The 25832-nt window shown below is 65.5% G+C and carries 24 protein-coding genes; 5 read left to right on the top strand and 19 right to left on the bottom strand.

Annotation, left to right across the window (positions count from 1 at the left end):
• Window positions 1-149: 149 nt before the first annotated feature.
• Window positions 150-1298, bottom strand: coding sequence for a succinyldiaminopimelate transaminase (gene dapC, locus ACZYX4_RS01530; protein WP_463873154.1), 1149 nt, complete (start codon window positions 1296-1298; stop codon window positions 150-152).
• Between the two features lie 12 nt (window positions 1299-1310).
• Window positions 1311-1637 (bottom strand): ferredoxin, encoded by a 327-nt coding sequence (fdxA, locus tag ACZYX4_RS01525; protein ID WP_282384023.1) that lies wholly within the window; start codon window positions 1635-1637, stop codon window positions 1311-1313.
• Between the two features lie 181 nt (window positions 1638-1818).
• On the opposite strand from fdxA, the gene ACZYX4_RS01520 reads away from it, so the two are divergent.
• A complete protein-coding gene (locus ACZYX4_RS01520) occupies window positions 1819-2100 on the top strand; it encodes a putative acetyltransferase (RefSeq protein WP_463873153.1) in 282 nt (93 codons plus the stop codon).
• Window positions 2101-2239: 139 nt separating this feature from the next.
• Here ACZYX4_RS01520 and ACZYX4_RS01515 read toward each other — a convergent pair whose 3' ends face one another.
• The 3 genes from ACZYX4_RS01515 to typA form a co-directional block, all read right to left on the bottom strand.
• Window positions 2240-3049 carry a type IV toxin-antitoxin system AbiEi family antitoxin domain-containing protein gene (locus tag ACZYX4_RS01515; protein WP_463873152.1) on the bottom strand — a complete coding sequence of 270 codons (810 nt, stop codon included), beginning with the start codon at window positions 3047-3049 and terminating at the stop codon, window positions 2240-2242.
• A 358-nt stretch (window positions 3050-3407) separates the two neighbouring features.
• A complete protein-coding gene (locus tag ACZYX4_RS01510; RefSeq protein ID WP_463873150.1) occupies window positions 3408-3785 on the bottom strand; it encodes a hypothetical protein in 378 nt (125 codons plus the stop codon).
• 34 nt (window positions 3786-3819) lie between these two features.
• Window positions 3820-5748: a translational GTPase TypA gene (gene typA, locus ACZYX4_RS01505; protein ID WP_463873148.1), complete on the bottom strand. Its 1929-nt coding sequence runs from the start codon at window positions 5746-5748 to the stop codon at window positions 3820-3822.
• A gap of 223 nt (window positions 5749-5971) precedes the next feature.
• Between typA and ACZYX4_RS01500 the strand changes: the two genes are divergently transcribed.
• A complete protein-coding gene (locus tag ACZYX4_RS01500) occupies window positions 5972-6703 on the top strand; it encodes an SGNH/GDSL hydrolase family protein (protein ID WP_463873146.1) in 732 nt (243 codons plus the stop codon).
• Between the two features lie 66 nt (window positions 6704-6769).
• Here the strand turns inward: ACZYX4_RS01500 and ACZYX4_RS01495 are convergent, their stop codons facing one another.
• Window positions 6770-8599: an ABC transporter ATP-binding protein gene (locus ACZYX4_RS01495; RefSeq protein WP_463873144.1), complete on the bottom strand. Its 1830-nt coding sequence runs from the start codon at window positions 8597-8599 to the stop codon at window positions 6770-6772.
• A gap of 79 nt (window positions 8600-8678) precedes the next feature.
• On the opposite strand from ACZYX4_RS01495, the gene ACZYX4_RS01490 reads away from it, so the two are divergent.
• Window positions 8679-9308: a PH domain-containing protein gene (locus ACZYX4_RS01490; RefSeq protein WP_463873143.1), complete on the top strand. Its 630-nt coding sequence runs from the start codon at window positions 8679-8681 to the stop codon at window positions 9306-9308.
• Between the two features lie 33 nt (window positions 9309-9341).
• Here ACZYX4_RS01490 and ACZYX4_RS01485 read toward each other — a convergent pair whose 3' ends face one another.
• The 6 genes from ACZYX4_RS01485 to ACZYX4_RS01460 all read right to left on the bottom strand — a co-directional run bounded on the left by ACZYX4_RS01485 (window position 9342) and on the right by ACZYX4_RS01460 (window position 17972).
• A complete protein-coding gene (locus ACZYX4_RS01485) occupies window positions 9342-10439 on the bottom strand; it encodes an ABC transporter permease (RefSeq protein WP_463873141.1) in 1098 nt (365 codons plus the stop codon).
• Window positions 10436-11977 carry an ABC transporter permease gene (locus ACZYX4_RS01480; RefSeq protein WP_463873139.1) on the bottom strand — a complete coding sequence of 514 codons (1542 nt, stop codon included), beginning with the start codon at window positions 11975-11977 and terminating at the stop codon, window positions 10436-10438. The genes ACZYX4_RS01485 and ACZYX4_RS01480 overlap by 4 nt, the downstream gene beginning before the upstream one ends.
• Before the next feature lie 181 nt (window positions 11978-12158).
• On the bottom strand, window positions 12159-13940 hold the full coding sequence (locus tag ACZYX4_RS01475; RefSeq protein ID WP_463873136.1) for an ABC transporter family substrate-binding protein: 1782 nt from the start codon (window positions 13938-13940) through the stop codon (window positions 12159-12161).
• Window positions 13941-14255: 315 nt separating this feature from the next.
• Window positions 14256-15854: a cryptochrome/photolyase family protein gene (locus ACZYX4_RS01470; RefSeq protein WP_463873135.1), complete on the bottom strand. Its 1599-nt coding sequence runs from the start codon at window positions 15852-15854 to the stop codon at window positions 14256-14258.
• 240 nt (window positions 15855-16094) lie between these two features.
• A complete protein-coding gene (locus ACZYX4_RS01465; RefSeq protein ID WP_463873133.1) occupies window positions 16095-16952 on the bottom strand; it encodes a hypothetical protein in 858 nt (285 codons plus the stop codon).
• 366 nt (window positions 16953-17318) lie between these two features.
• Window positions 17319-17972: an SDR family NAD(P)-dependent oxidoreductase gene (locus ACZYX4_RS01460; protein WP_463873132.1), complete on the bottom strand. Its 654-nt coding sequence runs from the start codon at window positions 17970-17972 to the stop codon at window positions 17319-17321.
• 246 nt (window positions 17973-18218) lie between these two features.
• On the opposite strand from ACZYX4_RS01460, the gene ACZYX4_RS01455 reads away from it, so the two are divergent.
• Window positions 18219-18407, top strand: a complete 189-nt coding sequence (locus ACZYX4_RS01455) for a hypothetical protein (protein WP_463873130.1) — start codon at window positions 18219-18221, stop codon at window positions 18405-18407.
• 180 nt (window positions 18408-18587) lie between these two features.
• Here ACZYX4_RS01455 and ACZYX4_RS01450 read toward each other — a convergent pair whose 3' ends face one another.
• From ACZYX4_RS01450 to ychF, 5 genes are all read right to left on the bottom strand, one after another.
• Window positions 18588-19172 (bottom strand): nucleotidyltransferase domain-containing protein, encoded by a 585-nt coding sequence (locus ACZYX4_RS01450; protein ID WP_463873128.1) that lies wholly within the window; start codon window positions 19170-19172, stop codon window positions 18588-18590.
• A 510-nt stretch (window positions 19173-19682) separates the two neighbouring features.
• On the bottom strand, window positions 19683-20204 hold the full coding sequence (locus tag ACZYX4_RS01445; RefSeq protein WP_463873127.1) for a hypothetical protein: 522 nt from the start codon (window positions 20202-20204) through the stop codon (window positions 19683-19685).
• A gap of 32 nt (window positions 20205-20236) precedes the next feature.
• Window positions 20237-20665, bottom strand: coding sequence for a hypothetical protein (locus ACZYX4_RS01440; RefSeq protein ID WP_463873126.1), 429 nt, complete (start codon window positions 20663-20665; stop codon window positions 20237-20239).
• 118 nt (window positions 20666-20783) lie between these two features.
• Complete coding sequence (locus ACZYX4_RS01435) at window positions 20784-20954, bottom strand: DUF6226 family protein (RefSeq protein ID WP_463873200.1); 171 nt, start codon at window positions 20952-20954, stop codon at window positions 20784-20786.
• 431 nt (window positions 20955-21385) lie between these two features.
• Window positions 21386-22471: a redox-regulated ATPase YchF gene (ychF, locus tag ACZYX4_RS01430; protein WP_463873125.1), complete on the bottom strand. Its 1086-nt coding sequence runs from the start codon at window positions 22469-22471 to the stop codon at window positions 21386-21388.
• A gap of 96 nt (window positions 22472-22567) precedes the next feature.
• Here ychF and ACZYX4_RS01425 point away from each other — a divergent pair, with 96 nt between their 5' ends.
• Complete coding sequence (locus ACZYX4_RS01425) at window positions 22568-23815, top strand: DNA recombination protein RmuC (RefSeq protein ID WP_463873123.1); 1248 nt, start codon at window positions 22568-22570, stop codon at window positions 23813-23815.
• Here the strand turns inward: ACZYX4_RS01425 and ACZYX4_RS01420 are convergent.
• Both ACZYX4_RS01420 and ACZYX4_RS01415 read right to left on the bottom strand, forming a co-directional pair.
• A complete protein-coding gene (locus tag ACZYX4_RS01420) occupies window positions 23812-24903 on the bottom strand; it encodes a 4-hydroxy-3-methylbut-2-enyl diphosphate reductase (RefSeq protein WP_463873121.1) in 1092 nt (363 codons plus the stop codon). The two genes, ACZYX4_RS01425 and ACZYX4_RS01420, sit on opposite strands and share 4 nt — an antisense overlap.
• 82 nt (window positions 24904-24985) lie before the next feature.
• Window positions 24986-25828 (bottom strand): hypothetical protein, encoded by an 843-nt coding sequence (locus ACZYX4_RS01415; RefSeq protein ID WP_463873119.1) that lies wholly within the window; start codon window positions 25826-25828, stop codon window positions 24986-24988.
• Window positions 25829-25832: the final 4 nt, after the last annotated feature.

The raw sequence follows: 25832 nt of genomic DNA, 5'->3' as shown, positions 1-25832 counted from the left end.
AGCCACGGATTCCAACGGCTGCGCTGCCTTCTTGTGGAAAGCCACCATTGATAGTCAGTTAAAAACTACCGCCAGTTTCCTAGTGGCACTAATCCAAGGCCGCCCGGTACTACCCAAACGCACCTGTTATGGCGTGTGTCACAGCTTTGTTACGCGCCTGAGGCCAGTCGGGAGGCGGCTGCGTCGATACGTTCATCGCTGGCCGTGAGCGCGACGCGGATAAATCCGTTGCCCGCGTCGCCGTAGAACACGCCCGGGCCGACGACGATCCCGCGGTCCGCCAGCCGGCCGACCGTGTCCCAGGTTGGCTCGCCCGCGGTGGCCCAGAGGTAGAGTCCGGCCCGGGATTCGTGGATGGTCAGTCCGAAGCGCTCCAGGGCCGGCATGATCCGTTCCCGGCGTCCGCGGTACAGGTCCTTCTGCGCCTGGACATGGGCGTCATCGCCGAGGGCCACCCGCATGGCTTCCTGGACCGGGTACGGAACGATCATGCCCGCGTGTTTGCGGCTGTTGACCAGGTTCGCCATGATGGCGGGGTCACCGGCCACGAAGGCGGCGCGGTAACCGGCCAGGTTGGACTGTTTGCTGAGCGAGTACACGGCCAGGAGGCCCTCATGTGAGCCCTCCGCGACCAGCGGGTCCAGGATGCTGGGCACCGGGGAGCCGCCGCGCTGGACGTCCCATTCGCCCCAGCCGAGTTCGGCGTAGCACTCGTCGGAGGCCACGACGGCGCCGATTTCGCGGGCCTGCCGGACGATCCGGCGCAGGGATTCGGCGTCGCGCACGCTGCCGGTGGGGTTTGCCGGGGAGTTGACCCAGACCAGGCGCACCCGGGCGCGGGTGCCGGCGTCGAGCTCGTCCAGGTCGTCCGCGGCGACGTGGCCGGCACCGGCGAACGTGGCACCGATGTCGTAGGTGGGGTAGGCGACCGTCGGGCGGACGACGACGTCGCCCGGTTTGAGGCCGAGCAGGAACGGGAGCCAGGCCACGAGTTCCTTGGAGCCCACGGTGGGCATGATGTCCTGCGGATCCAGCCCGGGCACACCGCGGCGGCGCTCAAACCACGCCGCGATGGCTTCCCGGAGCCCGGCCGTGCCGTGGACCGTAGGGTAGCCGGGGGCGTTGGCCGCTGCGCGCAGGGCCTCCTGCACCACAGCGGGGGTGGCGTCCACCGGTGTGCCGATGGACAGGTTCGCGACTCCGCCGGGGTGTTTTCCAGCCCGGGCGATGTACGGCGCCAGGGCCTCCCACGGGTAGTCGGGCAGGCTCAGGCCGAAGCTGCGCAGCGCAGAAGTCACCGGTGCCCCGCCCTAGTTCTCTTGGTTCTGCGGGGGCAGGGCGGCAATCATCGGGTGGTCGGTGTGGGTGTTGCCGACCTTCGCGGCCCCGCCCGGGGACCCCAGGTCATCGAAGAACTCCACGTTGGCCTTGTAGTAATCGGCCCATTCCTCGGGGGTGTCATCCTCGTAGTAGATGGCCTCGACGGGGCAGACAGGCTCGCAGGCCCCGCAGTCCACGCACTCGTCGGGGTGGATGTACAGGGAACGCTCACCCTCATAGATGCAATCGACGGGGCACTCTTCAATACATGCCTTGTCCTTGACATCTACACACGGCTGCGCGATTACGTACGTCACGTCCCTGGCCTCTCCACTCTGGTTCCGGCGAGTGCCGGATAACTGCCCCCGGCCTGAGCGCCGGACTGCTGACTTCTGAGCCTATTATCTCCCGGCCGGTTCCCGCGAACCTAGCGGGGCGTCACACGGGTCCGCACGCAGGAATCCAACCGACCTGGTATGACGGACCTAGGATGAACGGGTGAGTTCCTCGAAGCCGTCGCCCCAAGAGTTCCTGGCCGCCGCCGATCCCGGCACCCGGGTGGTGGTCAGGTACCGGATTGAGGGCGGGCTGACGGACGCCCTGGGCGAGCTGGTGGCTCGCACCGGGGAGAGCTGCACCATCCGCACCCGGCGCTCCGAGGTCGTGATCCCGCTTCCGCTGGTGGTGGCCGCCAAGCAGGTCCCGCCCCCGCCGCCCCGCCGCGCCCCTCCCCCTCCCGGTGGACATGCCCTCCCCTGGCCTCCGCCAATGGACATATAGCCACTATGTCCATTCGCGGCCGTACCCGCTGGACATGCCCCCGCTGTCCGGTCGGCGAACGGAGGACATGTCCAGCCGCAGCGGTGAACGCTGGACTGGTGCAGAGCGTGAACCGCGGCCCCGGAGGACATGTCCAGTGCTAGGCCGCAGCGGAGATGCTGTTGAGCGCTTCGCGGACCATCGCGATGAACTCATCGGGCCGGTTCAGGAGCAGGGGGTAGCTGACCACAAGCGTCGGGATGCCGAGCCGGGTTGTGACGTTCCAGCGGCGCCGGTCCTCCTCGAAGCTTGTCCGGTCCATGTGGAAGGCCGCCCCGTCAGTCTCAACGCCGAGCCGGCCGTCGACCATGAGATCAAGGTGGCCCATCCCAGGGATGTTGACCTGGGACTCCACATGGAACCCGGCGCGCCGCAGCCAGTACCGGGCCACGCACTCCATGATGGACTGCGACTGCGGGACGATCCTGTCCACCAGCCGGCGCTCCCTCGCGTCGTTGCGCCCGGCCAGCCGCTGCCGCAGCCCCGAGAGGCCTAAGCCTTTGACGACGACGGCGGATTCGGCAATGACAAGGCCGTCGAGTTCCGGCAGGCATCGCAGGCTTTGAACAACGGTGTCCAGCAGGGTGGGCGGCGCGACGGAACGGTGGCAAATGAACCCCGGATAGGGGCGGCTGTGGGCGATCGCTATATGAGGTTGCCGGGGCGGTTCGAGCACCCAGAGTCCCTGGAATTGCGCAGCTGTGACGCAGGCGGGCTCGGCCGGAAGAGACCGGATGGCGATGAGCTGGGCGTCGGCGCCGCGGACAGCGTACACGCCGCGGGCCACCCGGGAGACGGCGCCTCGGGCCAGGGCAGCCTTGAGCTGGAAGTCCGAGACACCCGCGGCAGCGAGGTGTTTGGCGCGGGCGACGCCGTCGTAGTTCGAGAGTATTTCCGTGACATTGACCATGCGGACAGCGTGGCGCGGAATCCCCGGGCCGGAACAGGGCCGGGTCCCGCTATGTGCAAAAAGGGCATGCTTCGCGGACCGGGCCGGGAGGGGACATGTTCCGCGTCCGGGATGGTGCACGTCCCTGGTCAGCGGTGGGCATGTCCGCGGACCGCATGCGGGGAATGGACATGTCCCCGCATGCGGGCGGAGCGAAGATGGGGCATGTCCCGAGGCGCGTGCAGCAGATGGACATAGTGCTGCTATGCCCACCCCTGGCCGCGAAAAATGGGCATGTCCCCCGGGGCGGAGGGCGAAAAATGGGCATGTCCCTCGAGGCGGGGAGATGGCTCTGAGGGCGGGGGCGGAGGCTGTGTGCCTACGCCCTGGCCGGCCGGTAGCGCCCGCCCCAGGCCAGCATGCCTATGGTGACCACCACGATGCCGTAGATCCAAAGGTTACCGGCCAGGTCGCCGATGATCAGGCGCTTTCCGCTCGCCAGGGTGGACCACCAGCCCGCCAGCGCATAGCAGAGCGCGCCGCAGACCGCCGTCGGGAGCGCGGAAAGGAACGCGGCGCCGAGCCACAGCTCGACGGCGCCCAACAGCACCAGCGCGGCGGCGGCACCCCACGGCACCTCAACGCCTGCGACGAGGATGTCCTGCCGGTGCAGCATCGTGCCTGCGAGGGCAGCAAAAAGAGCTGCCGGCACAGCGGCGGCAATACCGCCTGCCGTACCGGCAGCTCTCTTATTCACAAACGATCCGTTGTTTCAGCGCAGAACGCGGAAACTAAACCTTCGCGCGGGCCCGGTTGGACTTGGCGCGCTGGTTGACGTCCAGGATGAGCTTCCGGATTCGGATGGATTCCGGGGTGACCTCAACGCACTCGTCTTCGCGGGCGAATTCGAGCGACTCTTCGAGGGTCAAGTCGCGCGGGGGCGTCAGGTTCTCGAAGGTGTCGGAGGAAGCGGCACGCATGTTGGTGAGCTTCTTTTCCTTGGTGATGTTGACGTCCATGTCGTCGGCGCGGGAGTTCTCGCCGACGATCTGGCCCTCGTAAACCTCGGAGGTGGGGCGGACGAAGAAGGATCCGCGTTCCTGCAGGTTGATCATGGCGAACGGCGTCACAACACCGGCGCGGTCGGCGATCATCGAACCGTTGGTGCGGTACTCGATCGGGCCGGCCCAGGGCTCGTAGCCCTCGGAGATGGAGGCTGCGATGCCGGCGCCGCGGGTGTCCGTGAGGAACTTGGTGCGGAAACCGATCAGGCCACGCGCCGGAACGATGAACTCCATGCGGCACCAGCCGGTGCCGTGGTTCGCCATGTTGGTCATGCGGCCCTTGCGGGCGGCCATGAGCTGCGTGACGGCGCCGAGGTACTCTTCCGGCACGTCGATGGTCATGTGCTCCATCGGCTCGTGAACCTTGCCGTCGACGAGCCTGGTGACAACCTGCGGCTTGCCTACGGTCAGCTCGAAGCCTTCGCGGCGCATCTGCTCGACCAGGATGGCCAGCGCGAGCTCGCCACGTCCCTGGACTTCCCAGGCATCCGGGCGCTCGGTCGGGAGCACCTTGATGGAGACGTTACCGATCAGTTCCTTGTCCAGGCGGTCCTTGACCTGGCGGGCCGTGACCTTGGCACCCTTGACCCGGCCGGCCAGCGGCGAGGTGTTGATACCGATGGTCATGGAGATGGCCGGATCGTCAACGGTGATCAGCGGCAGCGGCTGCGGGTTGTCAACATCGGTCAGGGTCTCACCGATGGTGATTTCCTCGATGCCGGCGACGGCGACGATCTCGCCGGGGCCGGCGGACTCGGTCGGGACGCGGTCCAGCGCCTTGGTGGCCAGCAGTTCGGTGATCTTGACGTTCTTCAGTTCGCCGTTGGCGCGCGCCCAGGCAACGGTCTGGCCCTTACGCAGGGTGCCGTTGTAGATACGCAGCAGCGCCAGGCGGCCGAGGAACGGGGAGGCGTCCAGGTTGGTGACGTGCGCCTGGAGGACACCGTTCGGGTTGTAGGTCGGCGCCGGGATGTGCTCGATGATGGCCTGGAACAGCGGCTCGAGGTCCTCGTTCTCGGGAGCGGAACCGTCGGCGGGCTGCTCGAGGGACGCACGGCCGACCTTGGCGGCGGCGTAGACGACCGGGACGTTGAGGATCTTGTCCAGGTCGAGGTCCGGAACTTCGTCGGCGAGGTCGGAGGCCAGGCCCAGGAGCAGGTCCATGGACTCGTGCACAACTTCTTCGATCCGGGCGTCAGGACGGTCGGTCTTGTTGACCAGGAGGATCACCGGCAGGTGCGCGGCGAGGGCCTTGCGGAGGACGAAGCGGGTCTGGGGCAGCGGGCCCTCAGAGGCGTCAACGAGGAGGACGACGCCGTCGACCATGGACAGGCCGCGCTCGACCTCGCCACCGAAGTCGGCGTGGCCGGGGGTGTCGATGACGTTGATGGTGATGGTCTCGCCCTTGGAGGACGGTCCGTTGTAGGCCACCGTGGTGTTCTTGGCCAGGATGGTGATGCCCTTTTCACGCTCAAGGTCACCGGAGTCCATGACCCGGTCTTCGAGGTGGTTGTGGGCGGCAAAGGAGTTGGTCTGCTTGAGCATGGCGTCGACCAGGGTGGTCTTGCCGTGGTCAACGTGGGCCACGATCGCGACGTTGCGCAGGTCACTGCGCGATGCAGTGGCTACCGCGGTGTTGGTGGTGGTTTCAGACATGCGTTATTGCTCGATTCAGTGGTGAAGTCAGCTGTTGTATCGCGACATTTCCAACCGGAACGCACGATGGATGCGCCCCTTTGGCACAGGGCACCTTCATCCATTCTAAGCGCTAAGGCATTTATTGGCCTAAAAACCTTCATTCCCGGCAGCCCGGCCGGGCAGTCAGGACGGTAAATCGGCGCGACGGGTGTGAGTAAAATCACTGGATATTCCGGCGTCCATGCCCCATTATTGCTCAGACACCCCCACCCGCACCGCCGACGTCGGCGCGACGGCGCCGGGCAGCATGCCGGCGGGCAGTATTTACCGGAATCCTGCCAATGGCCGCAACGAGGTGGTCGTGGAGGACATCGCCCGGACCGCCGTGCTGATCGGCGATTCCCAGTCGGAACCCCGTTCTTCCTGGCCTCGGAGGGCACTGGCACGACTGGGCTACAACGTCCACTTCTGCGGCCGGGGCGGCACCGGATTTGTCACATCCAACGGCACGACCGGCAACTACATCGACGCCCTGCAGCGCGGCGACTGGCTGCTCCCCTACGGCTCGCCGCCCCTCGTTGTCATTGAAGGCGGCGGAAACGACGCCTCCCGCGGCGCCACCGACCAGCAGATCTCAGCCAACGCCGAGCGGCTGATCGCCAGCGTCCGGCAGCGCTACCCCGAGGCCCGGCTGGCCATGGTCGGGACCCTCGCCCGCGGTACCGCCAACGGCGGCGGGCGCCGCACCGAGGTGGACGCGCTGCTGGGCACGGTCGCCGCCAGGCAGTCGATTCCCTTCGTGGGTGTGGGTGACTGGCTGACGCGCCATCACCTCACGGCGCTGATGTCCGACAGCGTGCATATGGGTCCCGAGGGGCATGCCGCCCTTGGCGTGCTCCTGGCCCGGCGGCTGGACGGGTTCGGCTTCCGGGCCCCGGCCAGTGAACCGGCGGAGTCCGCGGCAAACCGATGAGGGCAGCGCACGCTTCCGCCGCGACAGGAGCCGGTCTGCACCGGCAGACGCCGGTCCTCGGCAAGGCTAACTCGGTCCGGAGGCCAGCAACTGGGCCCGCAACTCGCGGCGCTCCCGCTGTTTTTCCGGATCCGGCAGCGGCACGGCTGCCAGGAGCCGCTGGGTGTAGGGCTCCTGCGGATTGCGCAGGATCTGGTCCCGGGTGCCCTGCTCGACGATGCGGCCGCGCTGCATCACGCAGATCCGGTCCGCCAGCACGTCGACGACGGCGAGGTCGTGGGTGACGAAGAGGCAGGCAAACCCGAGTTCCTTCTGCAGGTTCTGGAACAGGTCGAGCACCTTGGCCTGCACGGACACGTCCAGCGCCGAGGTGGGCTCATCGGCGACCATCAGCTTCGGCTTGAGCGAGAGCGCCCGGGCGATGCCGACGCGTTGCTTCTGCCCGCCGGAAAGCTCGTGCGGGTAGCGGTTGCGGTAGTTGCGTGGGAGCTCCACCTGGTCCAGCAGCGCCTCGATGAGTTGCTGCAGCTCCGCGCCTTTCGCCACCCCGGCCAGGAACATCGGCTCACCGATGCTCTCGCCGATCGGAAGCCTCGGGTTCAGCGACGATGACGGGTCCTGGAACACCATGCCAACGTGGCGGCGCATCTCGTGAAGCTGCCGGCCGTTCCTCTTGGCGGCGGAAATGTCCTGGCCGACAACCTTCATGGTGCCGGCCGCAACCGGCAGCAGCCCGACGGCGGCGCGGCCGACGGTTGTCTTGCCGGAACCGGACTCCCCCACCAGCCCGACAACCTGCCCCGGATAGATCACCAGGTTGGCGCCCTCCACGGCGCGGAACGCAGGCACGCGGCCCTGCTTGGGGTACTCGATCGCCACGTCCGTCAGCTCCAGCACCGGCTCTCCCAGCGGCTTGGCGGCCGCCGCGGCTGCCAGGGCCGCGGCGTTTTCACGCTCGCGCCGGAGCAGCTGCTCTTCCGGGACGGACCTCAGTTCGGCGTTGGTGGCGGCGGCGAGGGCTGCGGTGACGTCCACCTCCTCGGCGGCATCCGAACCGCCCTGGCCGAGGTGCGGAACAGCGGCCAGCAGGGCTTTGGTGTATTCGTGCTGGGGGTTGTGGAAAATCTCGGCGGCGGTCCCCGTTTCCACGATCACGCCACGGCGCATCACGGCGATCCGGTCCGCCAGGTCGGCAACGACGCCCATGTCGTGGGTGATCAGGACAATCGCGCTGTCCAGCTTGTTCCGCAGGTGGCGCATGAGGTCCAGGATTTCGGCCTGGACTGTCACGTCGAGGGCCGTTGTGGGCTCATCGGCAATCAGGAGCTTGGGGTCGCAGGACAGCGACTGGGCGATCATGGCACGCTGGCGCTGTCCGCCGGAAAGCTGGTGGGGGTAGGACCGGAAGGCCTTCTCCGGGTCCGGCAGTTCCACAAGCTCGAGCATGCGCAGGGCGCGCAGCCGGGCCTCGTCGGGAGAGACCTCGCCGTGCAGCCGGACGGTCTCCACGATCTGGGCGCCCACGGTGTACACCGGGTTCAGTGCGGTCATGGGCTCCTGGAAAATCACGGCCACTTCCTTGCCGCGGACGGCGCGGATGTTCGCTTCGTCCGCACCCAGCAGCTCCTTTCCGGCAAGCTTGACACTCCCGGTCACCCGGCTGTTGCTCGGCAGCAGCCCCAGCAGGGCCATCGAGCTGGCGCTCTTGCCCGAGCCGGACTCCCCCACGATCGCGAGCACCTCACCGGCGCGCACCTCATAGTTCAGGCCGATGGCGGCAGGCACCCACTTTTTGTCCACGCCGAAGTCGACGCTGAGGCCGCGGACCTCCAGCACGGGTTCGCTCTTGCCGGGAGCCGGAGTGACGGCCGGATCGAGGGTGATGAAGTCAGTCATGATGGGGCTTTCCTTCCACCCGGGCCGCCGGTCCACCGGGGATTAGTGCTGCGGCTCGGAATACTGAATTATTGGGGGCATGAGCTCTGCGCCGCATGCCGGTACCGTTGAAATCTTCAAGGCCCGAACGAACGCCTGGTTCGCCTGGCTGAGCTGGACGGTCGCCGCTCTCGGCATCGCCGTCACGGCGGTCACCGCCGGCCCGGCGGCGCTGGCCGGAACGGCACCGCTGCTGCTGGTCGCATTCCTGGGCTGGCAACTGTTCTGGATGCCCGCCGTTGTGGTTCACGACGGCGGGGTCACCCTGGAGAACCCGTTCCGGTCGATCCTGGTGCCCTGGGAGGCCCTGGTGCATGTCGACACCCGCTTCGCCCTCACCCTGGTCACGGCCCGCAGGAGCTACGTGGCCTGGGCCGCACCGGCGCCAGGCCTCTGGGGCGGGCGCAATGCCCGCCCGGAGGACCTCCGGGGCCTGCCGGCAACAACCTACGGTCCAGGCCAGTCCGTGCGCCCCGGGGACCTGAAGTCCACGGATTCCGGCCAGGCAGCCCGGCTGGTGCGGGAGCGCTGGCATGAGCTGGTGGAAAGCGGTGAACTGGCCGCCGGCGATGCCGCCACCACACCGGTGAAAGTGACCTACCGCTGGGCGGCGGCCGCCGTCGTCGTCCTGTTGCTGGCGGCCAGCTACTGGACGGTCGCCGCCCGGTAGCTCAGCCGTGCGGGGACTGCGGGGAGCAGGCATCTATGCGCCCTTGGTTCCGTCGAACGCGGTGACGGGTGTCGCTTCGAGGGGATGCTTCCCGGTGTCCTTGGCTTTCTTGGCGTTGAACTTCTTCTGCCGCGGATCGAACGCATCCCGCAGGCCGTCACCAATGAAGTTGATGCTCAGGCAGATCAGCACGATGAAGAGGCCGGGGAACCAGAACAGCCACGGCCGGGTGGCAAAAGCTTCCTGGTTCTGCGAAATCAGCAGCCCGAGCGACGTGTCCGGAGCCTTGACTCCGACGCCGAGGTAGCTCAGGGCGGTTTCGGTGAGGATCGCGGCGGACATCGTCAGCGTGACGTTGACGATCAGCACACCGACGGCGTTCGGCAGGATGTGCTTGAAGATGATCCGGGCGTTGCTGGCCCCGGAAATCCGGGCGGCGTCGACGAATTCGCGTTCGCGCAGCGAGAGGAACTCCCCGCGCATCAACCGGGCGAGTCCCACCCAGGTGATCAGGCCGAGGAAGATACCGAGGGCCAGGATGCCGTTGCTGCTGGCAAAGGTGGCAAACCAGCTGCCGGAGTCCCGCCGGCCGGCCATCTGCGCCATCACGGCGGCGAGCAGCAGCCCCGGAATGATGATGATGACGTCGGTGAGGCGCATCAGCACCGCTTCCGTCCAGCCGCGGAAGTACCCGGAGAGTGCACCGACGACAACGCCGACCAGGCCGGCGATCAGGCCGATCACCAACATGACGGTGATGGACTGCTGGGCGCCGCGCATGGTCATGGCGAAGAGGTCTCGGCCGATCCGGTCCTGGCCGAAGGGGTGTTCGCCCCAGGCCAGCGGCAACAGCGAGGCGGTGGGCACGCCTTCGTTGACCAGGGGGGTGACCTGGTCGTGGGTGTATTTCCACCAGCCGGGAATGCCCCAGTAGCCGACGGAGGTGAAGGCCGTGACAAAGATGACGGCGAAAACGACGAGCCCGATGATGGCGCCGGAGTGGCCCAGGAACCGTTTCCGGACGATCTGTCCCTGGCTCAGGCCCTTGGCTTCGAGGACGGGCTCGATGCCGACCGGCGGCAGTCCGGCCCCTTCGGCCATGATTTCGTCCTGCTGACTTGGCTGGCTCATGCTTTTACCCTTACGCGCGGATCAAGTGCGGAGTACGCAAGGTCCGCAATGAGGTTGAAAACCATGGCTGTGATGGCGACACAGATGAAGACGCCCATCACGGGGTTGGGATCGACGTGAGAGATGCCGTCCAGGAACAGGTAGCCCATCCCCCGGACCGAGAAGACCGTTTCGGTGATGACGGCGCCGCCGATCAGCCCGCCGATGTCGAAGGCCACGATGGTGGCGATCGGGATCAGCGCGTTGCGGAAGGCATGGCGCATGACGACGGTCCGTTCGGACAGGCCCTTGGCCCGGGCGGTCCGGATGTAGTCCATGTTCATGATTTCCAGCATCGAGGCCCGGGTGAAGCGTGTGTAGCCGGCCAGCGAAATCAGGATCAGCGCCATGGTCGGCAGGATCAGGTGCGTGAAGGAGTCCAGGCTCAGGATCCAGAAATCGCCCTCGATGTTCGGGGTGCTGGCGCCGATGGTGGCGATGGGGCGGCCCCGTACCCGGCTGTTGTTGAAGTACGTGGGCCACGCCTGCATGTAGCGGTCCAGCAGGATCAGGAATCCGACCAGGAACGAGGTGAGCGCGGCGGCCCGCATGGACTGCCCGCGGTCGTAGCCGCCCATCAGGAATCCGATGCCCAGCCCGACAAGGACCGCGGCGACCGCGAGGAGCACGATCATCAGGACGGTTGCGTCGTTGAGCAGCGGCTGGATGACGAAGTAGACCACCAGTCCGACACCGACGGCGATCAGCGCCGACTGCAGCGCCTTGCGGTTCTTGAGCCCGGCCGAGAGCAGGGTTACGGCGAACGCGATGCCGACGCCGGCAATCGCGATGACCACCGGGCCCAGCCCCGGGGTCTTGAACCACTCGGTGGCGGAGAAATACATCAGCACGGCGGCAGCGAACAGGAAGGCGACGCCGCCGATGAGCAGCCGGCGTTTCATCTCGCCGCCGACGGTGACGGCCGTCAGGACGCCGAGGACGGCGCCGATGGCGAGGGCTGCCGGTATGGGTATCTCGGGATTCCGAAGGAAATTGTTGAACCCGATGGCGCCGTACTCCTTCAGGAGCACCGCGACCCAGAAGATCGGGAGGGAGAAGAACAGGAAGGCCATGAAGGTCACGCCGTAGTCCAGCGTGCTGTACTGGCGCAGGGCGGTGATGATGCCGAGCGTGATGCCGATCAGAATCGCCAGCACGGTGGCCCCGGTGACCAGGGTCAGGGTCTGGACCAGTGCGTGTCCCAGGGCATCGGTGATGGGCTGGCCCGCGATGTTCTTGCCCAGATCGCAGGAGTTGGCGAACGGGATGAGGCACTGTGCCGCGCCGCCGAGCCAGTGAAAATACCGGATGGGGGCCGGTGTGTCCAGTTGGAGCAGCTCAGTGCGTGCGTCCATGAGCTGTTCTTTGTTGGGGGCGCTGCTGGCGCGGAATTCCTCCAGAGGATCGCCTGACGCCGCTGTCAGGAGATACACCAGGAAGGATGCGCCGAGAAGTATGAGGGCGGCAGTGATGAGCCGCCGGACTATGTAGGTCACCATGGGATAGAACCTCGGTATTCGGGGCCGGGGGTTGCCCGGTCCGGTTGCAGAGTTTGGCTTTTTTCCCCGCGGATGGTGGGGCGGGGCCCGCCATCGTTAGGGGGTGTCGCTAGAAAGGCGCCGGGACCATATTGCCCGGTCCCGACGCCTTTAGCTAGCAAGTGTCACTTGCGGTCGTCGGCTACTTCTGTGCCCACTCCCAGAAGTTCCACCATACGCCGGTCTGGTTCGGCATGTACTTCACGCCGGTGATGCGGTCGCTATACGCGTCCACGCCAACTGACTGGAACAGCGGCAGGCCGTAGGCCGAGGCCCAGATCTTCTGGTCGACCTGCTTGATCAGCTCATCCTGCTTGCCCTTGTCGGTGGTGACAATCAGTTCGTCCATGAGCTTGTCGGCTTCCGGATCGCTGAACTGGTTGAAGTTGGAGTCGTTGCCCGTCTTGAAGATCTGCGGAACGCCGGAGACGCCAACACCCGAGTTGATCCAGCCGAAGATGGTGGCATCGTAGCTGCCGTCGCCGAGGGCCTTGCCCCAGTCCGACTTGCCGAGGCCGCCGTCGACGATCTTGAAGCCTGCCTTGGTGGCCGACTCGCTGATCAGGGCGAACATGTCCGCACGGTTGGGGTTGTCCTTGTTGTACATGATGCGGACTTCAGGCGTGGCACCGGCGAGGAGCGACTTTGCACCTTCGATGTCGACATCCTGGTAGGCGGAGGATCCGTTTGCCTTGGCGGAGTCGGCGTAGAGGGCCTGGTCCGGCACGAACAGCTGCGAGTCAAGCGGCTTAGCCTCGGGGTCCAGCTTCTTGACGATCTTGTCGACGATGTCCTTGCGCGGGACGCTCTTCATGAACGCTTCGCGGACATTCTTCTCGGCAAAGACGCCGCTGAAGTTGAGGTCGATGTGGTCGTAGGAAAGCTGGTTTCCGACCTCGACGGTGACGCCCTGGCTTTCGAGGGCCTTGAGCTGCTCCACCGTGTCAGCCGAAGCCTGGGGTGCGATGATGTCGGCTTCGCCGTTCTTAAGCGCCTGCACCTGGGCAGGAGCGGAACCGATGTAGCGGACGGTGATTTCGTCCAGTTTGGCTTCCGGACCCCAGTTGTAATCCTTGTTCTTGACCATGGTCAGGGACTGGTCCTGGTTGACGCCCTTGACAATGTAGGGGCCGTTGGAGAGGTACAGGTCCGGGTCAGCCGGCAGGGTCTTGGAGTCGAAGCCGGTGTTCCACATCTCCGCCATGGCCTGCAGCTGGGTGTTGGCCGGCTGGGGTGCTGTGGCGTCGCCGCGCGGCATTTCCTTGACCAGGTCCACGAATGCCTTGGCATCCGTCAGGCCCGCCTTCTTGGCCAGGACGTGGGCCGGGATGTCAACACCGGGGCCGCCAATGGCGATTTCCCAGTCAGCAAACGGCTTGGAGTACTTCAGGGTCATGGACCGGCCGTCTTCGCCGAGTTCCGGGAAGTCCGTCAGGGCGATGCCCGTGGGGTCACCGGCGTAGGAGAAGTAGGACGTCCCGGTCTTTGCCTCTGCGTCGGCATCGTTGTAGTAGCCGGAGAAAGCGGCCCACTGCAGGACGAGGTCGGCTGCGGTCACGGGAGTGCCGTCCGACCACTTCACGCCTTCGTTGATGGTGTACTTCACCGTCAGCGGGTCGTCCGAGACCTTTTCCATCTTGCCGAACTTCTCGTTGCGGACAACGTTCAGTTTGTTGTCGATGTGGAAGAAGCCCGAGTGGGTGGCGTAGCTGATCTTCGAGTTGATGTCGGTGTTGCCATCAGCGGTGTTGGGGTTGAACGTGTTGAACGCGTTCACCTCCACGACCGTTGCAGATCCCCCTGATTTGCTTGCTGCCGCAGCAGTGGTCGGGGTTGTCCCGCCGCTGTTGCTTGCGCAGGCGCTGAGGGCGAGAGCAGCTGCTGCTGCCACGCCCACTGCTTTGGAAATACGACCGAAGCGCATTCCGCCTCCTTGTTTCTGTGGTGTGGTTGAGACCGAGGCCGTAGGCACCGGGCAGACGTCCACACTCCCTAGCGGCAGTGTGGTGCGTCTCACATGGGATGTAGCGTAAGCCCGAAATTCAGTGCCGGGCGTCGAAAGTTGACCGGCTGTAAAGTTCGTTACAGAGCTGCAACATTGGGCACCGGTTCACCGGACGAATTTTTCTCGTGCTATTGACGTTCCGCACGGTCGGCGCTAATGTTCCCGGGCACAGGAGAAGCCTCGAAGCTTCCATCGGGGCTTCGCGAGTTAATCCTCAATTACTTGAGGAGATCATCAATCAGTCAGCAGTGTCGTTTTGAGCAGCGACGTTTCGTGCCCGGCGTCGAGAAGCGCCCTAGCGCGGCGTCGGTGGCCGTTCCGGGTGTCCGGGTCCATTTTGTCAAGCAGGGCGAGGACCATCCGCATGCGCGGGTTTGCGCCCAGGACCGCGCGGTGATCCTCGATGAACGTCCAGTACAGACCATCCCAATCAGGCATCCACTCTCCCGCAGGCAGGTCTGACATCTTCCGCAGGTAGTTGCTGCCCGACACATAGGGCTTGGTGGTGATCCCCTCCCCCGCAGCGAACTGGCTCATCGCGTAGACATTGGGGACCATCACCCAGTCGTACGCGTCGATGAACAGCTCCATGAACCATTCGTAGACCCGGTCGGGATGGATCCGCAGCAGGGACATTGCGTTGCCGAGCACCATCAGCCGCTCGATGTGGTGGGCATACCCGGTGGCGAGAACGCGGGAGATGACCATGTCCACGGGCGCCAATCCGGTGGTGGCGTCCCACCAGCCGTCCCCGAGTGCGTTCTGGTGGTCGAGCCGGTTGGAGGTACGCATCCGGCGGCCGCTTGTCCGGTAGGTGGCGCGCATGTATTCCCGCCAGCCGATTACCTGCCGCACAAACCCCTCTATGGAGGCGAGCGGGGTGTTGTGATCGGCACCGTCGAGGACCGCCTGTACGACGTCCCCCGGGTCCAGCAGTCCGATGTTCAGCGCGGCGGTCAGCAGGCCGTGGGCGATGAACGGATGCTTTGTGGAGATCGCGTCCTCGTAGGGCCCGAACTCGTTCAGGCGTTCGCGTACGAACTCCTGCAGATGCGCACGGGCTTCGTCGCCGCTCGTGGGCCAGGCGAACAGGTGGGGGTCACCCGGAGCGTCCGGGAACTCCGCACTGACCCATGCGATCGCGAGGTCGACCTCGCGAGGCACGTCGTCCCCAATCCCGTCGGCGTCCACCATCAGCGCGTCGATATCGAAGGTCCCCTCGCGCTGGAGGACGGGATGGCGCCCGAAACGGCCTACAACCTGGGGAGTGTAGCCGCGGGGAAGCTTCTTGCGGTTTTCGGCATCGAAGGACCACTTCCCGCCGAGGGGTCCCCCGTCGTCGAGAAGAATGTTGAGTCGGCGGCGTTGCCACACATAGAAGTCCTGCATGCGGGAGACATTGTGTGAAAACCAGTCATCGATCTGCTCACGGTCAGTGAGGAAGTTCGGCGTCTCCAGCACATCTTTCTGGCGCATCTGATAGCCGCCGTCGGCGAGCCCCGCGAACAGATCCTGCTCGAGCCAGTCATCGACCACGTCGAACCAGGTCACCTGCACCGGGTCGCGGTTCCGGACGAACTCGGCGAGCTGATCGTGGGAGCTATGGCCGGCATCGCTTCTAAGGACTTCAACCTCGTAGCCATGCTCGCTCAGGCGACGGGCGAAGCGGGCCAACGAAGCGCGATGCAGGACCAGCTTGTGGGAATGGAACGCGTACTGGCGAAAGAGAAGGTCATGCTCGATGAGCACGAACACGGTGTCGCCAGCCGCCTCGAGGTGCTGTTCGAAGAGCTGATGCGGCAAAACGAGGCGCACACACGGGCCGGAATTCATACCCTAAGGATAGAGGGGCCGCCCTGGACCGGGAGCATTCGCGCATCGTCGCGGTCTAGACGTTGAAGCGGAACACCACCACATTGCGCAGCTGAATAACCTCTGCGGTTGCTTCGCGACCAGTTCTTCGCTGCCGCTCTCAGATCCGTCGGCAGTCTATTCGCCGCGCTTCTCCGATTGAACAGCCCTGCGACGCTCCGCCGACCGAGTACGCGTCCATCAGCCACAGCCAGATTAGATTCAACGCTCCTTGGCTTGCTTCTCACGGGCGGCGGCTACAGCTGGTTTTTCGCGCTTCTGTGTTTGCGTCTGCTGCTTCGGCCGACGTTTCCGTCGCCGGCGCCGCCGTCCCGGGCCGTTGAAGGGCGGCCGGGGCTCGCCCAACCGGGGGCCGCTCCAGTACCGTCCGCCTATCAAAATGCCGGCGAGGGCGCCATAAGCCGACGCATGCGGAAGAGCCATCTGGTCGGTGGCACCACCCGCGAACGCCAAGGCAAACCACACAACGGGTAGGCCAGGGATAAGGAGGCCGTTTCTAATTTGCAGCGGCAGCGTGAAGCGGAACAACGCCCAGCCTGCGATAACAGCGACAACAAGCACTGCAACAGCAGGCGCCGTCGGTGACAGGAGGACCAATTGGGCTGTTCCGATGCCGAACAGCACCAGCGCGCACACTCCATTGATCAGTGCCAGGCGCCACCCGCCGGAGAACTTGCCGTCGGCGTCGGGCCGGCGCGGGCGGGTTTGCGTGCCCTCTGACCCGGCACCCGGTCCCGACCGGACGTATCCGCCGGCGATTCCGCCGACGATGAACCCTATGGACCACGGCCCTGCCGCGGGGATGTCCAAAGCACCACTGACGTCGAGCGAGATCAACGTCCAGTAGTTCAGGAGGAACGTCCAGAGCATCACCGTGAACGCCCGGAATGATCGTGAGACGACGCGAACCACGACAAATGCGTAGACCGCCCCTACCGAAAGGAACACTGATGCCTCAAGGAGACGGTCGCCGGCGAACCACACGAACGCCGCCAGCATCAGGGCAATCATCCCGGCGTAAAGGACCCGCACGTCCCACTGGTCAATTTTCTTCGGCACAGCAATACCCCCCATGGATATAAGGGTAGGGCAGGGCAAGCCGCATCCACGGCAGCCAAGATCGCCTCCGCGCGGTCGCGGCACCGTGCATCACCGCTGCGAGGCGGTGTCCACGGTGGACCTGAACTCTGCTGACAGCACGATCTACTCAGGCACTGTGACTGACACCCATGCGGCATGCAAGGAACTTCTGACGCCTCGGGTCGGTTCCGAGCAGGAGCAAGGTGGATTCGATGCCCCGGCCGTCAGCAATGAACCCACTTCGGAATCCATCCGACTCGTTAGCGCTGTATTCGAAAGGCCAGGCTCGCACTCTCGAGCCTGGCCTTTCGCAGACAGCGCTCAGTTTCATCAGCTCCGCCGAGCCTAGAAGGCGGTGCTGGGCAGATCCTTCTCGCCATCGACGATCGCGGTGATAATCCGCGCTGCAACCAGGTCTGGATCCAGCCCCGCTCCGAATCGCGGCGCGGACCCGGCGATCGGATGCTCGGACAGCGCGGTGCCAGTGTGGCCTGGGCGGGCGTCCACGAGTCGGATGCCCGCGCGGCGATACTCGCGCGCCGCTGCGACAACGAAGGCCGCGAGCCCAGCTTTCGACGCCGAGTATGCTGCCAGACCGGCGACGGGTGTCTCAGCGACAACGCCGCTCAGTGTGACCACGAAGGGCTCCCGGCCCTCACGTGCCGAGGCCGCGAGGTAGGGCTGGCTCAGGGTAATGAGCTGGATCGCACTGGTCGTGTTCACAGCGAACAGTTCGTCCACCGTGGCGGGTTCAAGGTCTGAAGCGGCGCCGAAGGCGACGACCCCGGACGCAACCACTAGCCCGTCGAGACGTCCGTGCTGCGCATTCGTGGCATCCAGCACCTCCCGAACCACAGAGGGTGCACGTAGATCGTGCCCAGCAGACTTTGACGACCGGGCAACAATGGCGCCGTTACTCTCCAGCTGATCGGCGATCCGCGAGCCGAGCCCGCCGGTGGCGCCGACTACCAGAACAACCGCACCCTGAAGATTCGTCATGGGCAGATCCTAAATCACGTGCGGCAGGTAGCCTAGCGCGAGTCGGTTCGCTGAGGTTGGACGGCTGCGGTATTCCCCGGGCAGTGAGGCAAGCTTCACGCGCTCACGGATGCTCCCATCGCACCAACAGAGACGGCCCCATATGCGGAAGCAGATGGGGCCGTCTCAAAATCCAGTGGCTAGAGACGTTGAAGCGGAACTCCACCACCACGTTACGTAGCCGAAAAGTGTCTGTGAAGAAGCGGGATGCCGCTGATTCAGGCGTTCACCGCAGTTGAGCCCATGGGGGCTGTCGGCGCCGCCTTCACTCCACGGATTGTTTGCGGACTGCTGGGTCACGGCGAGATCCCTCTGGCGAGGACGGCGTCGAACAGCGTTCGGGCGACCTGCTCGGCCTTCTCCGTCGCTGCGGCACCCACCGGCTTCGCCTCGTAGCGGCCTTGGTTGCGAGCACGTCGCAGACGGTCGAACTCTCGCGCCGCGGCAATTGGTTCAGGCGTTCTTCGGCCTGACGAAGAAACGAGGTCGCACGCGCGAAGTCCGCGGGCACGACATCGAGACTTCGCGCCTCGACCAACGCGAGAACCGTCGCCTGCTGGACGCGGGTGAGCGGATTCAGCGCCACGGCAGTTCCCCGATCACGGCGGCCACCGAGCCGCGGCGCACGTTGTCGAGGAAGACGGAGGGCGCGGCGAACTCCTCAGGAGTGAGGATCGTCGGGTTCACGGGACGGTGCACCGCGGCCTCGGTCCGGGCGCACGCCTCGTACACCGCTTCCACATTGGGCTCACCGAGCACCATGACGTCGATGTCGTGCGGTGCCGGACCGGTTTCTCCTCGCATCCGCGCGGCGAAAGAGCCATAGAGGAACGCTGACTCGATCCCATCGATACGGGAGAACTCCTCGGCCAGGATCACCACGGGGCCGGTCGCGACCATGAGGATCTTGCGCAAGGGGTCCACCAGCGGGCTCTCGTCGTTGGCGCGGATGAGCCTCGTGCGGCCCACATATCTCTCGCTCAGGATGCCTGCGTCCGCCAGCCGCGCGACCTCGCGGTGCGCGGTCGGGTAGGCCAGGCTGGCCCGATTGGCCAGATCGGTGACGCTCAGTTCGTCGCCGGTGAGCAACAAGGTGGAGAGCAGGCGCGCTTGTCCGTCCGACCGGAAGATCGGAGCGAGGAGCGGTGCCTCTGTTCTCATATAACTGATATTATCCTCCATTATATCGACAGTCACCGTCTCGGCGCGAAGTCTTCGTTCGGAACGCCGGCGCAGCCGTGCAGCGAGGGTTTTCCTCGCCGATTTGTCCGCTCGCCACGCACATGGGGTCGCGGGCGTCGTCCTGCTGCGAGCGCGCACCGCCGAGAACGCTTCCGACGCTGATCGAGAACAGCTCGCAATAGACGGGCCGAGCGATACCGACCACTTCCGCACCCTCGTCGCGAACGACGGCGGCGGGGTGGCGGATGGAATCCGCGGCGGCAGCCCGTGCGGGAACTCGTGAAGAATTCCATTCGGCAGCAGAACTGCGACGACATTGCTTGGCGGGAGAAGCGGTGGACTACACTCGCGCAGAGATCGCGCCGCCACACGCAGACGCGGGGTGCCTCAAAACCACTGGAGCAATCCCTTTGTCGTCGCTATTCACGCTTCGCATCTGACGGTGGGCCTTCGGGTGAAGTCATGACTATCCCGATTCTCCGTTGGGGGCTAGAGAGCGCAGTGCAGTTCGGTGTCGTTCAGCTCCGGTCTGGTGCAGCTCCTACCGAACGGACCATGATCCTTGAAGACGACGGCCAGAGTGTCCTCCTCCATGTCGCGCCCGATGATCTTGCCGCCCTCTGATTCCACGAACTCGACGATTTCCCGGTAGCGGTCACGGTCGAAGCAGAGCAGGGCGTCCGGCGATTCGACGCTGTCCGCGACAACTCGACATTCCTCAGGGCCGAAACAGTGATCGAGGCCATCCTCGGCGGACTGGCTGGTCAACCTCACCTGGCCCTCGTCGATGAGCTTCTCGACGTCCACGCCGCCGTACATTTCCTCGATGGCCTGAACGTAGGCCCTGTCGTCCTGCCGGTTTTGTTCAGCGCCGTTCCAGATCACGAATACGACGCTGGCTGCCAGCGCGCAGAGGGACGCAATGGACAGCGCGTACATCACCTTGTCGACAGGCGATTTCTCATCACCCTTCGAGCTCGCCCGCGTTGATTTTTGCTGAGCGTCGCTCACTTGCTACCTGCTCTCTGGCTCTGATGATGGAACTAGCGGTTGACGGCGGGGTCGCACTTCAGCGAGCGCGGTGTCTGATCGAGCAGGTCGTAGGTGCATCGACTTTGCTCGCCGTCGAATACGACATCGACGTATCCGTTGCCGCGACCCCTGGGACCCGGATGGACGATCTTGGTCACCTCGCCGCCCTGGGCTTCCACGAACTCAGCGATTCTGGCATCCCTCTTCGGTTCACCCAGCTCACTGCCGATGACTCCCGCGCATGTCGCCACGATGCAGACAACGCAGAATAGCGTGATCGCCGGGTTGAGGATTTTTCGTCGTCGCCTCCTGAGCGCGATTCTTTGTCGGCGTTGCGTGCGCCTCAGCTCCTGCTCGGCAGCCTCACGTGACGTCATCTGGATCCTGTTCTTCAGTGAAGTTGGCGGGGCGACCATGCGTGGGTGTTCCTCGACTGCCATTCCAGTGCGCACCAGCCCGCCATTCTTCCATAGCCCCCACACCCGTCGGCATCATTTCGACCGAGAGCGGGGCTTCGGCTTCCGGCTGGCAAGGGGCTGCGTATTCGAACCTAAGTTCTTATGGGACTCGGAGCGACAGACAGGCGCCCGGACGTTCACAGCAGGCGGCGACACCTTGCGGCGCCTGCACCAGCTGCTCCAGTTCGCTGGCCTCCGCAGCCCAAGTGGAGTCGCACGCGTCGCAGCCACAGGCCGGGAACTGAAAATCATTGAGCAGCCCAGCTTGCATGTAAATTCCCGGGTTAAGCGGTGAAGACGAAGGCCAGGGACGCGCAGGCCGGGTCAATTGGTCGAAGCCGTACGGCGCGAACCACAGCGGATGCCGGCCCTGGATCCATTCGTCATGCTGTTCGGCCAGCGCGGCGCAGTCGGGGAAAATTCCGACCTCGTCAGTGCGGCGGCGGATTTCCAGCTGCTGGTGACTCAGCCAGAACCCCAGAAGCCAGGCGCAGGTTCGTGTCCAGATGGAACCAAACGATCCGGGGCGCTCGATGGTCTGAGGCGCTCCCTCGAAGCAGCGGGATTCATGGCGTGGGGAGAGAGAACATGTTATTCGCGAACCATCGCGGTCCACTGACAACCGCCGCCACATTCCCTACAGACAGGAAAACGCTCCTCAGATAACAATCTGAGAAGCGTCATCCAAGCAGCCAAGCGGTGCTAAACGTTAAATCGGAACTCCACCACGTCGCCGTCGGCCATGACATATTCCTTGCCTTCGATGCGAACCTTGCCACGGGACTTCGCCTCCGCCATGGACCCGGCTTCGATGAGGTCGTCGAAGGAGACGACCTCGGCCTTGATGAAACCGCGCTGGAAATCGGAGTGGATGACGCCGGCCGCCTGCGGGGCCGTGTCACCCTGGTGGATGGTCCACGCCCGGGTTTCCTTGGGTCCTGCGGTGAGGTAGGTCTGCAGCCCGAGGGTGTGGAAGCCGACGCGGGCCAGCTGGTCCAGGCCGGATTCGTCCTGGCCGTTCATCTCCAGCATCTCGCGGGCCTCTTCCTCGTCCAGTTCGACGAGGTCCGATTCGAGCTTGGCGTCGAGGAAGATGGCGTCCGCCGGGGCTACCATGGCGCGCAGTTCATCCTGTTTCTCCGGGCTGCCCAGAATGCCCTCGTCCGCGTTGAAGACGTAGATGATGGGCTTGGCAGTCAGGAGGCTGAGCTCCCTGAGGTGCTCCATCTCCAGCTTGTCGCTCTTGACCGAGGCGAAGATGGTGTCGCCACGTTCGAGCACAGCCTGGGCGGACTTGATGGCAGCAAGCTCGGCGGCGTCCCGCTTCTTGATCTTGACTTCTTTTTCGATCCGGGGAATGGCGTTTTCGATGGTCTGCAGGTCGGCCAGGATCAGCTCGGTGTTGATGATCTCCATGTCCGAGCGGGGATCCACCTTGCCGTCGACGTGGATGACGTCGGGGTCATCGAATACGCGGACAACCTGGGCGATGGCCTCGGCTTCGCGGATGTTGGCGAGGAATTTGTTGCCCAGGCCTTCGCCCTCGGACGCACCCTTGACGATCCCTGCGATGTCGACGAACGACACCGGGGCGGGCAGCAGACGCTGAGATCCGAAGACGACGGCCAGCTTGGCGAGCCGCGGGTCGGGCAGGCTGACCACACCGACGTTGGGCTCGATCGTGGCGAACGGGTAGTTCGCTGCGAGCACCTGGTTGCGGGTCAGTGCGTTGAAAAGAGTTGATTTGCCGACGTTGGGCAGTCCGACGATGCCAATAGTAAGAGCCACGAGTAGTAATTCTACCCGCTGCGGCCCACACCGGTTGCTACGCCGCCGGCAGGGCGTCGGCGGGAAACTGTCGCAGGGGCATGCCAAAGTGAAGACATGGACGCTTTTGCACTGATTCTTGCCCTGCTTATGCTGCTCGTCGGCGCAGTCGCCGGCGCCGCCGTGGTTTTCCTGCTGATCCGGCGCCGCACCCTGGCTGTGGAGCAGGATTTCGACGCCGTCTCGGCCCGGCTCTCCGAGGTCAGCGCGCAGTTCGCCGCGGCCGACGCCGAAAGGCGCCTGCTGGCGGTCCAGAACCGGGACCTTGGCGAGTCCCGGAACCAGGACGGCAGCGTGCTGCGGGCCCTGGCACCGGTGGCGGAGAAGCTCACCGCGGTGCAGCATCAGGTGTCGCTGCTGGAGCGCGACCGGCTCGAGCAGTACGGACAGCTGGCCCAGCAGCTGCAGGAAGCCCGGCTGTCCGACGAACAGCTGCTGCGCTCAACCCATGCCCTGGAGTCCGCGCTGCGGTCCAACAGCGCCCGCGGCCAGTGGGGGGAAGTCCAGTTGCGCCGTGTGGTCGAGGCCGCGGGGATGCTGCGCCATGTTGACTTCCACGAGCAGGTTCACAGCGGTCAGCAGCACGGCTCCGCGACGGAGAGCAGTATCCGGCCCGACCTCGTCGTGCAGCTGCCCGGCCAGAAGCAGCTCGTGGTCGACGCCAAGGTGCCGCTCACGGCCTATCTTGCGGCGCAGGAACTCGGAACGTCCGCCTCCGGGCTGCAGCACGCGCAGTCCCTGGGCGGGCAGCAGGCGCATCTGCTGGCCCACGCCAAGGCCCTGAAGGCGCATGTGGACGCACTGAGCAACAAGAAGTACTGGGACATACCGGGCAACTCCCCGGAGCTTGTGGTCTGCTTCCTGCCGGCCGAGTCGATCCTGGCCGCCGCACTCTCGGCCGACCCGGCCCTGCTGGACTACGCCCTGTCCAGGAATGTGGTGCTGGCCTCGCCCTCCACCCTGCTGGCGGTCCTGAAGTCCGTCGCCTTCACCTGGCGCCAGGACGTCCTGACGGACAGCGCACGGGAGCTCTTCGAGCTGGCCCACCAGCTCTATGAGCGGATGGGCACCCTCGGCGATAACGTCACCAAGCTCGGCGCCTCACTCAAGACATCGGTGGACCGCTACAACTCCATGGTGGGCACCCTGGAAGCCCGGGTGTTGCCGACGGCGCGGAAGCTCAATGCCCTGGATGCGACCGGGCTGGCCACCCCCGCGGCTGTTGAGGTGACGCCGCGGTCGGTGGCTGCCCCGGAACTCCAGCCCGGAAGCGCGGCGGGGGAAGACCGGGAGTCCGCAGCCTAGGCGGTCTGGGCGGGGCGTGTCCCGCGGCCCCCGAGGGCGCGCGTGACATCGCCGGCCTGCTTCAGCGTGGCGCGGAGCTCCTTCGGCAGCGAGAAGAGCAGGTCCTCCTCGGCCGTGACAACTTCCTCGACCGCGCCGTAACCGTAGTCGGCGAGCAGGCGCAGGACGTCCTTGACCAGGACTTCCGGGACCGAGGCACCCGAGGTCACACCGACGGTGGCCACACCTTCGAACCAGGACTCGTCCACCTCGTTGGCGAAGTCCACGCGGTACGAGGCTTTCGCGCCGTACTCCAGCGCCACTTCCACGAGCCGGACGGAGTTCGAGGAGTTGGCCGATCCGACCACAATCACGAGCTCGGCCTGGGGTGAGATCTTCTTGATGGCCACCTGGCGGTTGGTGGTCGCGTAGCAGATGTCGTCGCTGGGCGGGTCCTGCAGGGTGGGGAACCGTTCCTTGAGCAGGCGGACGGTTTCCATGGTTTCGTCGACGCTGAGGGTGGTCTGGGAGAGCCAGATAACCTTCTCCGGGTCCCGGACCGTGACCTTGTCGACCTCGTGCGGGCCGTTGATGATCTGGATGTGCTCGGGGGCCTCGCCCGCGGTCCCTTCAACTTCCTCGTGGCCGTCATGGCCGATCAGCAGGATGTCGAAGTCGTCCTTAGCGAAGCGGACAGCTTCTTTGTGCACCTTGGTCACCAGGGGGCAGGTGGCGTCGATGGTCCGCAGCCCCCGGTCCTCGGCAGACTGGACCACGGCGGGTGAAACACCGTGGGCGGAGAAGATCACCAGGGCGCCCTCGGGGACCTCGTCGGTCTCGTCAACGAAGATGGCACCCTTTGCCTCCAGGGAGCTGACCACATGCACGTTGTGCACGATCTGCTTGCGAACGTAGACCGGCGGACCGTAGTGCTCCAGCGCTTTTTCCACCGCAATGACCGCACGGTCGACGCCGGCGCAGTAGCCGCGCGGGGCCGCGAGCAGGACCTTTTTCGGGCCGGCCACGGGGGCTGCAGCCAGGACTTCTTCCGGCGTACGCCGCCGGCGCGGAACGGTTGGCATCGGAATGGAAACAGCAGTGGAAGTCATGCCCCCAATGCTACCGGTGTTGGACGGGCAGCCGATCTGGCGGGTCCGGTCCATGCCAGCCAGGCGCCAGGCGCTCAAGCGCTCAGGCCCGGGGGCGCCCGCCGACGACCCGCACCACGAGTCCACCGGCCAGCAGGACGCCGCCGGCCACGGCAGCCACCAGGATCCACTGCCCGAAACTTGAGCTCGCGGCAGAGACGAACTCGCTCTTGAAGATCTCCGCGACCTCGTTGCCGCTGCTCGTTGCCGTCACGGCGGCCCCGACGGCGTCGGCGGCCAGCATCCAGGAGCCGGCCAGCACAAGGCCCCCGAGTCCAATGCCGGCCAGGACCGTCCAGCGCCGCCGGGCGGCCGCAAAGGCCAGCGCGAAGGCGACGAGGGCGCCGACGGCAAGGGCGTAGCCCATCGGAGCGAAAGCGGACACCCGGTCGAGGAGTTGCCGGTGCTCGGGCTGCCCGATTGTGATCAGCAGCTGCTCCGGGGCCTCCAGCGGCAGGGTGGTGGCGTCCGCCACCTGTTTCGCCACCAGACCGACGAGGGGAGCAAGGTCCAGGGTCAGCGACGTGGCGGTGACCTCTTCGGCTGGCGGTGCGCTGGGGTCGGTGAAGTTCAGCTGGTGGCTTTTGCGCAGCGTTTCGGTCCAGGCCTCGGGGTAGCCGGGCATACTCGTCAGCGACCGGGCCGCGCTTTCCAGGATCGGCGTGACCAGTCCGCCGAGCGCTGCCGGGATCCGCTCCGCGCCCAGACTGCCGACGGCGGCCGCGGCCAGCCGCTCTTGAAACACGGGGTCCTTGCCGAGCGGCGCGGCGAACGCCACGAAACCGTCCTGCTGGACGATGTTCCGGTCCACCCACATGGCCGGTACAGCGACAGCGGCCAGGACGAGCCCGATGAGTACCGCTACGGCCGAGACAAAAGTGCGCACGAGA

This window comes from Pseudarthrobacter leeuwenhoeki (genome assembly GCF_055412885.1).
The sequence above is the reverse complement of the archived record's forward strand: the minus strand, read 5'-3'. Positions and strand labels throughout refer to the sequence as shown.